Annotated in this window: 8 protein-coding genes and 1 pseudogene; 7 read left to right on the forward strand and 2 right to left on the reverse strand. The window is 47.1% G+C overall.

What is annotated here, in order from left to right; all coding sequences use genetic code 11:
* Positions 1-4 precede the first annotated feature (4 nt).
* Both rlmD and QVO39_RS05215 read right to left on the reverse strand, forming a co-directional pair.
* On the reverse strand, positions 5-1,471 hold the full coding sequence (gene rlmD, locus QVO39_RS05210; protein WP_021903301.1) for a 23S rRNA (uracil(1939)-C(5))-methyltransferase RlmD: 1,467 nt from the start codon (positions 1,469-1,471) through the stop codon (positions 5-7).
* 122 nt (positions 1,472-1,593) lie between these two features.
* On the reverse strand, positions 1,594-2,139 hold the full coding sequence (locus QVO39_RS05215; RefSeq protein ID WP_018028088.1) for a pyruvoyl-dependent arginine decarboxylase: 546 nt from the start codon (positions 2,137-2,139) through the stop codon (positions 1,594-1,596).
* Positions 2,140-3,306: 1,167 nt separating this feature from the next.
* Here QVO39_RS05215 and QVO39_RS05220 point away from each other — a divergent pair.
* The 7 genes and pseudogenes from QVO39_RS05220 to QVO39_RS05250 all read left to right on the forward strand — a co-directional run.
* Positions 3,307-6,321, forward strand: coding sequence for a tetratricopeptide repeat protein (locus QVO39_RS05220; protein WP_288171800.1), 3,015 nt, complete (start codon positions 3,307-3,309; stop codon positions 6,319-6,321).
* 9 nt (positions 6,322-6,330) lie between these two features.
* Positions 6,331-8,178 (forward strand): TonB-dependent receptor, encoded by a 1,848-nt coding sequence (locus tag QVO39_RS05225; RefSeq protein ID WP_021903303.1) that lies wholly within the window; start codon positions 6,331-6,333, stop codon positions 8,176-8,178.
* Positions 8,179-8,187: 9 nt separating this feature from the next.
* Positions 8,188-8,994: a 5'-nucleotidase, lipoprotein e(P4) family gene (locus QVO39_RS05230; protein ID WP_021903304.1), complete on the forward strand. Its 807-nt coding sequence runs from the start codon at positions 8,188-8,190 to the stop codon at positions 8,992-8,994.
* 25 nt (positions 8,995-9,019) lie between these two features.
* Entirely contained in the window at positions 9,020-9,889 is an 870-nt protein-coding gene (locus tag QVO39_RS05235; protein WP_021903305.1) for a cobyric acid synthase, read from the forward strand.
* Entirely contained in the window at positions 9,879-10,913 is a 1,035-nt protein-coding gene (locus tag QVO39_RS05240; protein WP_021903306.1) for a threonine-phosphate decarboxylase, read from the forward strand. The genes QVO39_RS05235 and QVO39_RS05240 overlap by 11 nt, the downstream gene beginning before the upstream one ends.
* On the forward strand, positions 10,907-11,860 hold the full coding sequence (gene cbiB / locus QVO39_RS05245; RefSeq protein WP_021903307.1) for an adenosylcobinamide-phosphate synthase CbiB: 954 nt from the start codon (positions 10,907-10,909) through the stop codon (positions 11,858-11,860). Before QVO39_RS05240 ends, cbiB begins: the two co-directional genes overlap by 7 nt.
* A 95-nt stretch (positions 11,861-11,955) precedes the next feature.
* Positions 11,956-12,362 (forward strand): annotated as a pseudogene (locus tag QVO39_RS05250) (S41 family peptidase); the annotation flags it as partial.

The raw sequence follows: 12,362 nt of genomic DNA on the forward strand, positions 1-12,362 counted from the left end.
CTTGTCATTTATTAATAGCGTCAAACTCTATATCTAAATGATGTTCTGTATTTAGTTTGGACAACAGAGCTACCGTCTCCACGTGACTGGTATGAGGAAACATATCTACAGGCTGTGCTACCACTACCTTATATGCCTCCTTCATCATCTCCACATCCCTTGCTTGTGTGGCCGGATTACAGCTTACATATACAATCCTTTGCGGTGCTGCCCTAAGGATTGTCTGCACCACATCGGGGTGCATACCAGCCCGAGGCGGGTCGGTAATCAGTACGTCAGGCTTACCGTGCTCAGCAATAAAGCTATCTGTGAGCACCTCCTTCATATCTCCAGCATAGAAGTCCAGGTTTTCCAGTCCATTTACACTTCTATTAATACAAGCATCCTCAATCGCCTCTTCCACATATTCAATACCTATCACGCGCTTAGCATTTCGGCAGATAAATGAAGCGATGGTACCGGTGCCAGTGTAGAGGTCGTAGACAAGTTCATCTCCTTGGAGATTGGCTAGTTTTCGTACCTCTTGGTACAGCCTAAGTGCCTGTTTGCTATTGGTTTGATAAAAGCTTTTTGGCCCAATCTTGTAGCGAAGACCCTCCATCTCCTCCCATATATGATCCTCACCTGCGTAGCAGAAAACCTCTTGATCTCCCCAAGCGTCATTCAATTTATTGTTGATCACATAGATCAGTGAGGTGATCTCAGGAAAAGCCTTGGCAAGAGCATCGAGGAGGGCTTCCCGTTTTTGCTTATCTTCATAAGCAAAGACTACCACTACCATTACTTCGCCCGTGCTACTAGTTCGGATCATCAACGTCCGCATATACCCTTCATGCTTTCGAAGGTCGTAATAGTCGTAGCCGGAATGCTGAGTGGTGAACGCCTTGATAAACAACCTAATTTTATTGCTGAGCTCCCCCTGCAAATGGCACTGCTCAATATCCAGCACCTTGTCAAACATTCGAGGTACATGAAAGCCCAGCCCCGCAAGATCCAAAGCCTCCTCTTTAGGTGTTTCTGAGAGCTCCTCTTGAGAAAGCCAGCGACGGTTGGAGAAGGTAAACTCCAGCTTATTGCGATAGTCATAAGTCTCTTCGCTCCCTATGATTTCACGCATTTCATCAATCTCAAGATGTCCCACACGCTCCAGTTGGTCGATTACCTGCTGTTGTTTCCCCTCTAGCTGGGCTCTATAGCTCAGGTGCTGCCATTTGCAGCCACCGCATAGACCATAGTGGGTACACCGTGGCTCCACTCTATTTGGAGAGGGCTCCAATAGCCTAGCAATCCGCCCCTCTGCATAGGACTTCCGACGTCTGCCGAGTGTAATATCTGCTATGTCACCAGGCGCAGAGTAAGGGACGAAGAGCACACGACCATCCTCCAGATGTCCCACACAGCGACCCTCTGCCGCCATTCGCTCTATCCTTATCCCCTCCACTATTTCTGGAGCTTTGCTTTTTCTTGCCATATTATATATATACTTTTGGGGTGACCGTCTCAGATACCTCAAGAGGAGGGAGGTGGTCTGCTATTAGAGCCACCCCCCCTTCTTCCTTAAAGTATTAAGTGAATGTTATCTAACAAAGACTATTATACACCGATTGAACTCTCATTCTGCTCAAAGTCCATAAAGCAGAGCCCGACGAGTGCAGTCCCATATCGCTTTTCGATAGTGATTCCCTCGGTCACGAAGTTCAATTCACCTAGGTAATATTGGCTATAAGTCTTCTCGTGTAGATCTATGATCACCCTTGTGAGCCTAGCCTCTAGCTCCTCAATACGGTATCGACCATTCACCTCGCATACCAGTCCGCCAATCTTCTCATCAAAGTTTTCATCGGCATACATCCATGCGTAAACGATTCCAGCTGATACAAACTCATCCTGCGTCCCGTGCGAAACCGACATAATCGTCTTCATCTCCGAACCAAATGGGGGCAAATCAATCTCATCCATCGTCACTAGATGAGCTGTCTTGGGCAAGATCGAGGAGTAGACCATAATATTATAGTCATTGATTCCTGCATCATAAAGCGCCATGTGATAAGAACCAGCGTGTAGCTCTAGGTCCGACTCACCACTTCCCTTGGTCACAAAAAACGCACTTGGCGTTAGGTTGGATATCATCTTACTCATAAAATAGCTATATAATATATGTGTACTTAATCTATTGGGTAAATTAAAAACCTCACTTTCACTTACAAAGATACTGAAAATAGCTCGGATCACATAAGGTTCCAACTTCTGAAGCAAAGTTGACGCACAAGAAAGGCTGATTAATGACTGCTACACATTAGCCTAATTACCTTCTGTATACATTGATTGTAGCCCTCAGTAATTCAATAGGTTAGGAGAGTGAAAGTTTAGTTGCAACTAAGCAATCGCCGAGTTGCAACTAAGCAATTGACGAGATGCAACTAAGCGATTGCTTTGTTCCTAGCTAAAAGATTGGTGAGTTGTATTCAACCATTTTACGTGGTGACTAAGGCGGGTTGACTTCGCACAATTGCTCCTCGATTTACTTCTTTTGGCTTAAAAAGTGGTTTCGGTGGCAAAAAACGCTCTTAATTATATGTTAAATATGAGTATTTGCAAGCCCCCTAAGGTTAAACTATATTATATTTTCGTGAAAAATGATAATGTAAAGGGCGATTTTTAAGGGCAAATTGAAGTGTATCATACGAGCAATCAAGAAGTTTGCACGGTGCAAACCTAAGGTGAATACCCTTCAAAGGTGAATTACTTACGTATGAAAACCGCTGTTTTCTTGCTTCAAAGCTGTTCGTTAAATATGTAATCTATGGATTAAATATGATATTCATTTATATTAAAATCGGTTGCTTTTAGGTGGATTGATTAATCCAATTCGTCTGATTATTAATTTTGCGATTTGTATTTTTCAACCCTTAACAGACCTTAATATGCAAAAGTCATTGATCCACATGGGTTTTATTGATCCACTTGTAACCCATTGATATTCATACTTCTTAGCTATTATTGGATTAATTGGATTAATACTCTATAATAGACCCCTAAAATAGGTATATATTAGGTACTAAATATAGGTATTTATTATACTCTATAGGGAATATTGATCCATTAAACCACCCGCGAAATTTGCTTTGCCTTGTCTTTTTATTTTTCTCCAACTGATTTTTTGCCCGCAATTTATTCGGCTTTTTCCAGAGGTTGTTTTGCACTCCAGTACGTGGCAAAATGTTTGGGCTCAGGTCGCAAATTTTGGGTACATTTGCGGAAGGTTATGGGGAGAGGAGAATTGTAACTTTTGAGAAGTTTTTTGACATGATGAATAATCGTTTCTGCATATTTTTTCTGGCAATGTTTGGACTTTCTTCGGTAGTCCATGGTCAGGAGCTAGGCGGCATAAGTGGCTATAAGTCCCCGGTGGAGTTGGCTCGAGAGGCAACAGCTACGGGAAGTGATGTGGGTGTCTTGGGCGCTCTTGGTGGTGCTTGGGATAGCCCTTGGTCGCTTGGCGCAGAGGATGTGGAGAGTCGTTACCTGCTTGCATTGTCTCGTGGTACGCTGCAGTGTGGTGATAGCGAGTTAGAGCTATTGCACTTTGTGGAGCAGCATCCGCACTCCAGCTACACCGATCGGGCGATGGCAGCTCTGGGTGGGCTCTACTACGCCTCGGAGGCGTATGGCAGTGCCGTTTACTGGCTCCGAAAGGTTAATCGGGCACTTCTTCCCGAGGATCTCTGTGCGGAGGTGGAGTATCGTCTTGGATACGCCTTGATGCGAGAAGGGCAAGATCGTGAGGCTTTGGCACTTTTTGAGCCTCTTACCTACTACCAGAAACGAAAGTCAGATGCCCTTTTTTACGCCGGTTATCTCTCGATGAAGGGGGGTGCCCTGAGCAAGGGAAGTCGCTATCTTGGTGAGTTGGTAAATCACCCACAATATGGCAGCTATGCCTTGGCGTATCTGGGTGAGGCCCGCCTTTCCGAAGGGCGTTATGGCGAGGCACTTCAGTTGGCTGAGCGTGGACTATCTAGTGGTCGCGATGCCGACCGATCTGTGCAAGCGTCGCTCTCTCGTACTGCTGGACTTGCTACTAGCTTGCTAGGGCAGAGTGAGGCATCGGTGCGCTATTTGAAGCAATATTTGGCCGCTGGCGGTGATGCTGGTGGTGTAGAGCTCCTTACGCTCGGTAAGGAGCTATTGGCTCTAGCCCGTTATGGAGAGGCGGAGCCCTACTTGCTACAGGTTGGGGAAGAAGGTACGAACTTTATGAGCCAATTGGCACTCTATTACGCTGGTCTCTGTAGGCTTTCTGAGCGCAAACTAGGGGGAGCAATAGATCTATTCGACAGAGCTTCAGCGATGGGGGTATATGCACCTATCACCGAAGTCTCGGCCTACAATGCAGCACTCGCTAGCTATGCTGGGACACCAGGGCGATTGGGCGATGGGAGCCGTCGCTTGGCTCGCTTCTTGGAAAGATACCCTCAGAGTAGTTACCGAGGAGAGGTGCTGAGTTACCTAGAGGAAGCTTATCTTCATGAGCCCAATAGTGGGGCGGTACTGAAGGCGCTTGAGGAGTTTTCACCACTACCCACCGAATTGGTGCGAGTGCGAGATCGTGTGAAGCTTCGCCGTGCTGGCACCTCCCTTGCTAGTGGCGATGTGAGTGTAGCCACTCAGCAATACGACGAATTGATCAAGAGCGGACGTGATGCTGAGAGCGTGGCAGAGGCCTATCTCTGGAAAGGCGAAGCAGCCTACCGTTCCAAGGATTATCGCGAGGCCATTCGCAGTACTGAGCAATACCTCAAGGTTCGCCCTAGTAGTTTGCCTCTGAATCCCAATGCCTACTACACACTTGGCTATGCCTGCTACAACTTGGGTCGCTATGGCGATGCAGAAGCGTGGCTAAAACGCTTTGAGAGTGAATTGACTGAGCCTACTCCCGACCAGAAGAGTGCGGTGAATTGTAGACTTGGCGATATTGCTATGCAACGCCGAGCTTATGAGGAGGCGGTGAGGTACTACCAAAAGGCCGAGCAGGCAGGAGGTCGTGAAGCAGATCATGCACTTTTCAATCGGGCGATGATCCTTGGATTGCAGAAAAAATATCAAGATAAAGCAACTCTTTTAGCTCTCCTTCCACAGAGATATCCTGCCTCTTCCTTGATCGATGAGGCTCTGTATGAGCAGGGAAGGTCCAGACAATCGGTGGGTGATGTGTCGGGGGCTGAGCAACTTTTCACCCGCTTTTTGAGAGAGCGTGCCAATAGCCCATTTGCACCTAAAGTAGCTCTACAATTGGCTCTTACCTACTATGGGGAGAGCCGTTTGGACGATGCGGTAAAGGCTTACGAGCGTGTAGTACGAAACTATCCGCAGAGTGGCGAGGCAAAGAGTGCCCTTCAGGACTTAAAAAGCATCAGTATCCAACTCAATAGGGTGGATAGTTATAGCCGACTAGTGCAAGAGACTGGGGTGTCGGAGCAGCTCTCTTTGACGGAGCTCGATTCCCTCGCTTACCTAGCTGCCGAAGGTGTGGTGGCTCGTGGTGCCAATGCAGAGGGCATTGAGGCGCTAGAGTCTTACATAAAGAGCTATCCACGAGGGGCTTTTGTGGATAAAGCCACTTACAGCCAGGCACTTCTGAAGTATCAAGCCCGTCAGTATAGCGATGTGGTAACGTTGCTGAGCGGTCGTGTGAAGACGTTCCAAGGCAAATTGGCAGAGGATAGCTATCGCCTTTTGGCCTCTAGCTACGATAAACTCAATGAGCCGGGTAGGGCGGCAGAAGCCTATCTGTCGTTGGCACTTAGCGTGGGCGACAAAGCTGGTCGTAGTACGTGGGTCATCTCCTCTGCCGAGCGTGCCGAAACGAGTGGTAGCATCGACTTCGCAGTGAGCTTAGCGAATCAGGTGGCTAATGGCACTCTATCGGTAAGCGATGAAGCAGCGGCAAAGGTTTACCTCTCTGCAGCAAAATTGACGGCTCTCGACAATCAAAAGTCGCAAGCCCTTCGCTATGCAAAGCTGGTGATGAAGCATAAGGATTTTGGTGGCCATGCCATCGCTCGTACCATCTTGGCGCTAGACCTCTACGATCAAGGTAATTATCAAGCTGCCAAGAAGGAGATGGAGCAAGTGACCACTAGAGGTACTACGGATGCATACTGGCTAGCGAGGGCCTTTATCCTCCTATCGGACTGCTACGATAAGCTGGGCGATAAGGAGAGTGCAAAACTCTATCTTGAGAGTGTGAAGGGGAGCTATTCCAATCGCAATGATGGAATACTTAAGATGATTGATACCCGCTTGGGAATATTAAAATAGAATCAATAGATGATGATGAAATATATCCGTCCGTGGCTCCTAACTGGAGCTCTACTACTTGCTGGAGGAGAGGCACTCGCCAACCCTTTTGCTGCTGATACGCTGAAGAGAGAGATGGTACTACAGAGAGAGTACCAACCTGTGGGGCAGGAGGCTGAGAAGGTCTTTTTTAATCCTCTAGAGGGAAGTGTCCCTAAGAAGCTGAAACCGATTCGCTTTGCCCGCAATACCTATGCGATTGCTATGAATGTGACGCCCAAGCTATTTGAGCCCTTGGATAATCCTCTGGCTCCTGAAGCGGTGAAGCAAAAGTTCCACGCGCGACTATTTGGAGGTTATCCAGGTATCGGTGGTGCCGAGTTGGCCTTCCTCACCAAGACAAGTGAGGCTGGTACGCTGATGCTATCGGCAGAACATCTATCTAGGTATGTGAGAGGGGAGTATTCATCTATCGGTATAAAAAAGATTGATGAGACACACGATACCCGCATAGGGATCAACTACAATCACGCACTTGAAGAGCGTACTGTAGGGGGTGGAGTGGAGCTATTTCATCATGCCAATACTTTTTATGGACTATTTTCTCCACGTAAGGAGCCCTTTGCATCGCTATTAGATGCTACCTATCCGATGTATCAGATGGGTGGGGCGGAAATTAATTTCTCCCTTAGCCCTGCACCTATTGCCTTGGCTAGCCGGTGGCAGTATGGTATTCTTGGAAAGGTGAGCTATACGGGCAAGGATAATGCCTCGATGCTCTATGAGCAAAATAGGCTAGTGCTCCCACTAGGTGAAGAGAGGACAAAGCCTGAGAAGGTGTCGGAGCTAGGACTGGATTTAGTGGCAAACCTAGACTATAAATTTGCCGGAAGCGACTGGGGCTTTGGTGTGGATGGTAGATATCAATTAATTGCTATCTCAGCGCTACATATGCTCTTGGACGTTCATTCACCGATGCAACAGATCTCATTGGCGCCTCATGTGGGGTACAGTGCTCCTAACCTACACCTATCGGCGGGTGCCAAGGTGCAATTTGTCAATCGTGGTAGCCGCAAGCTATTGGTGGTGCCCGATGTGGAGTTCCGCTATAGAGCACACGAGCTATTTTCGCTCTATCTTCTTGCCGATGGTGGGGCTAGATTCCATGGGCTTAGAGAACTCTACAAGGAGAATAGATGGCTCTCTGCAGAGGCTGTGTACAATGGCTTTGACATAGCTCAGTACAGAGCATTGATGGGGGTTCAGTTGGGGAATATCAATGGCTTCTCACTTGACGTTAATGGAGGATATACGCACTTTAGTGACTTCTCTGATTGGGACTACTCACTCTATAATACCACATTTATGGCGTCAAATAGTAGCCAGCAAGAGGGGCTGTTTACCCCATTATTTACCAAGGTCAATCGTGGTGGTGTAGGGCAAGTATTCGTTAAGGCAGAGGCACGCTATCTCTCACCGATTGGTTTGGATCTTGGAGCCAAGGTGAAGGTGAATAGGTATCAGAGCACACTAGAGGAGAAGCCAACGGTAGGCTTTGGGTTACCTGCGATGGAACTAGGAATCGATGCCAACTACCTGCTGATGGATAAGCTGACGCTACATGTGGACTTCCAAGCCTTGACTGGTATTAAGTACCTTGTGCCTCAGATCGATGATGTAGAGGGGGTGGTTACGAAAAGTAAGGTGGAGGATCATTACAATTGTCTGAATCTCGGAGCTAGAGTTACTTATGACGCACACCGCAATGTAGGGGTTTCTATCATTGGTCAGAATCTTTTGCATCAAAAGCAAAGCCGATGGTTGGGCTATGAGCGTCAGGGAATTACTGGGATGCTTGCTTTAACGCTTAAATTTTAATCGTAGAGTATGAAAAATAGATTGACTTCGTTTGGAATTGTTGCTCTGACTCCTTTGCTGCTACTCTTATGTGGGTGTGGCACTCAGAAGCGTGTGGTGGAGAGTGAGCTCTCTTTTGCCAAAATATACACCGCTGCTTGGATGCAACGGTCGGCAGAGTATGAAGCACTCTGCTATCAAGCTTTTAATGGAGCTAGACTCTATCTGGATCAGGCACTTGCTATGTCGCAAGAGGGGGATAAGCCATTGGCGATCATTACGGATATTGATGAGACCATCTTGGACAACTCTCCCAATGCGGTTCACCAGGGGCTAAAAGGGGAGCTTTTTGATCCTGCAGAGTGGACTGAGTGGTGTGCAATGGCTGTGGCTGACACAGTGCCAGGTGCTCCTGCTTTCCTTAAGTATGCAGCGAGTGAAGGGGTAGAGATATTTTATATCACTAACCGCAACTTTAATGAGCGAGAGGGGACTCTGCTCAACCTACAGAAGTACGATTTCCCTTTTGCAGATAATGATCACTTGCTACTTAAAGGCGATACTAGCAATAAAGATTTGCGTAGGGAGCAGGTGCTTAGGGACTTTGATGTGGTGATCTATATGGGCGACCAACTGACCGACTTCCCTGGTTACAACGCTTTGAATGAGAAGCAGAGAAGTAAGGTGGCTTGTGACGATATGAGCAATTTTGGAACTATCTATATTGTGCTTCCTAACCCCAATTACGGTGAATGGGAAACGGCATTATTTGAGGGGCGAAGACTTGACCCAAAAGCTCAAGTTGAAGTGATCAAGAAACGCGCAAAAGGATATTAAACTGAGGACCATATAACGTAAAGGTATGGAAAAAATGCGTCCCATAATGATAGCTGGTACGGGGAGTGATGTGGGGAAGAGTATGATTGTGGCAGCTCTGTGCCGTCTGCTACGGGAAGATGGATTTCGGCCTGCCCCATTTAAGGCTCAGAATATGGCACCCTACTACTATACTGCACCGAATGGAGATCGCATCAGTGTGGCACAGGCGTTGCAAGCTGTGGCGGCCGGTGTGGAGCCAGAGGCTTTGCTCAATCCTGTGTTGATGATGCCTTCGAGTGTAACAAATGCCCATATCTACTGCTTAGGCAAAGAGGTAGGTGAGCAACATGCAAGAGACTACTTTCGCCAAAGTGAAGGGAGAAGGGAGCTTCAAAGTCATGCCTGGGCAGCTTTTGATCAGCTGAAAACTCGCTACAATCCTATTGTGATCGAAGGAGCGGGGAGTGTGAGTGAGCTCAATCTACTTGATACCGACTTTGTGAATATGCCGATGGCGGAGCATGCCGATGCGGCAGTAATTTTAGTGGCAGATATTGAGCGTGGTGGTGTCTTTGCTTCGGTGTATGGCTCTGTGATGCTTCAGCGTCCTGAGCATCGTAAGCTGATTAAGGGGGTCCTGATCAATAAGTTTCGGGGCGACCTCTCTATTTTTGCGCCAGCAACGAAGATGATTGAGGAGCTTTGTGGCGTGCCTGTTCTTGGAGTGATCCCTTATATGGAGGGAGTGGAGCTCCCTAGCGAGGATACCTTGAGCGATAAAAGTGCGCATAAGAGCGACTACACTGATAAGGATATTGAGAAGTTGGAAGATACTTTTGACCAACTTGCGAGCCATCTGAGAAGTCATATTGATGTGGAGCTTCTATACAAGATATTGAGATATGAAGCTTAATGACCACGGAGATGACCGATATAGATATCCAGGGGTAGAGATTGTTGCTGACTTTAGCTCTAATGTGCCACACCTTCCTGAAGATGAGGGGTTGTGGCGCTATCTTACTTCAAGAAAGGGGGTCCTTCATCGTTATCCTGAGCCACGTGTCTACTCTTTGGAGTATAAAATTGCTGGCTCGTTTAGAGTGCCTGAGGAGTCTGTGTTGGTGACGAGTGGAGCTACCGAAGCGATTTATATGATTGCCCACCTTTTCGCAGGGCGACGTTCTTATATTCCACAGCCGACCTTTTCGGAATATCGCCATAGTGCACAGCTCTATGGTCATACAATCATAGAGATTGGAACTAACGAGGTAATGTCGGGAAAGATGGAGTTTGCCCCTAATGGTGTGGTGTGGCTTTGTAATCCTAATAACCCTACCGGTCTTACGTATGATCACGAGCAGTTACTGAATTTGATGAGAAGTAACCCCTCGGTCACTTTTGTGATTGACCAGTCTTACCTAGCGTTTACTCCAAAACGGGTGCTCTTACCTATGGAGGTGGTGGACCTACCCAATTGTTTCTTAATTCACTCCCTTACTAAGTCGTATGCAATACCGGGGCTAAGGCTAGGTTATATTATTGCTACTCCTGCCTTATTGGAGCAGCTAGTGGTATTGAAACTGCCGTGGAGTGTCAATGCTATGGCCGTGGAGACGGGGCATTATCTGCTGGGATATGGGCGTTCCTTTCACTTGGAAACTCTTCTTGAGGAGCGGAGGTGGTTGGTGGAGCAACTTCTTCGGTTAGGTGGCGTGGAGGTTTATCCTACAGATACGCACTATTTCCTTGCTAAACTGAAGCGTTTGACCGCTGCGGAAGTGAAGGATTGGTTGGTATTTCACCATGGAATATTGATTCGTGATGCCTCTAATTTTCCCACGCTCTCTCCCTATCATATTCGTTTGGCAACACAGAGTAGAGAACAAAATGAGAAGCTGATAACGGCTCTCAATGATTTGAATAATATGCTATGCTGACCTATTACTCACTACAAGCTCTGTTTTTGTCACGGATGATCATGCTATGGCTAGGGTGGCTACTGGATCGCCTATTAGGTGACCCAGAGCGGTTGCCTCACCTGATTGTGGGTTTTGGTAAGGTGATTTCGTGGACGGAGGGAAAGTATAATCACGGCGAGCATCGGCGTAGGAATGGGGCGATGGTGGCACTATCGCTGATTCTTGCGGTGGCACTGCTCTCTTTTCTCTTGATTTATTTCTTGCCATCGTGGCTTTCTGTGGTGGTGGGGGCTATTTTGGTCTACTATTGCCTAGCTGGGACCACGTTAATAGAGGAGGTAGAGGAGGTGTTTCGACAGCTTGCCATCTCACTTCCTGCTGGTAGAGAGCAACTCTCTCGCATCGTAGGAAGGGATACTGATTCGCTCACTGAGGAAGAGTGCAAAGTGGCAGCATTAGAGACTTTATCCGAAAACCTTTCGGATGGAGTGGTCGCTCCACTCTTTTGGTTTTTGATCTTTGGAGTGCCCGGAATTGTGGCCTATAAGATGATCAATACTTTGGACTCGATGATTGGGTACAAGAATGAGCGATATGGGGAGTTTGGATACGTGGCCGCTAAGATTGATGATGTGGTCAATTGGATTCCTGCAAGGATTACTGCTTTGCTTATGCTTGTGGCGAATAGGCGGTGGGATCTGCGTACCAAGGTATTTGAGGAGGGGCGCAAGCATACAAGTCCGAATTCGGGATATCCCGAGGCGGCTCTTGCGTTGATGCTGGGGTGTCAATTTGGTGGAACGCACGCCTATGGAGGGCAAATGGTGGAGAAGCCTACGATAGGCTCTTCAACACACCCACTGACGGATAGAGATTTGAAATTTGCACTCCAAACGAATCGTAAAGTGGAGGTGTTACTGTTATTAATAATCTCTGCTCCGTTTTTGATTTTTGCTTTGTTTTGATGGCTAAGTATTATCTACTTAGAATCCAAGACGGTTAGGGAAAAAATGATTAAGTTTGTAACTAGTAATTTAACTAACAAAAATTCATAGCCTATATGAGGATTATTAGAAGAATCTATTTTGTTGCTCTTGCACTTATCGGAATGGCTGGAGCAGCAATTGCAAATGATGAACCACTATGGATGAGATATCCATCCATATCGCCAAATGGCAAAGAAATCGCTTTTGCGTACAAGGGGGATATTTACAAGGTGTCTACCACTGGAGGTGTGGCCACTAGATTAACTACACACGAAGCTTATGATACCACTCCTATGTGGAGCCCTGATGGTTCGAAAATTGCTTTCGTAAGTGATAGATACTATGGGAGTAGGGATATTTATGTGATGAATGCCAATGGAGGTGCAGCTAAAAGGGTGACAACTCACTCTACGTCGGAGTCGATCCTAGCATTTTCGCCTGATGGTAAGTATATCTATTATACGGCTCATATTCAGGATCC

Source organism: Porphyromonas sp. CAG:1061 (assembly GCF_000435035.1).
Lineage (GTDB): Bacteria > Bacteroidota > Bacteroidia > Bacteroidales > Porphyromonadaceae > Porphyromonas_A > Porphyromonas_A somerae.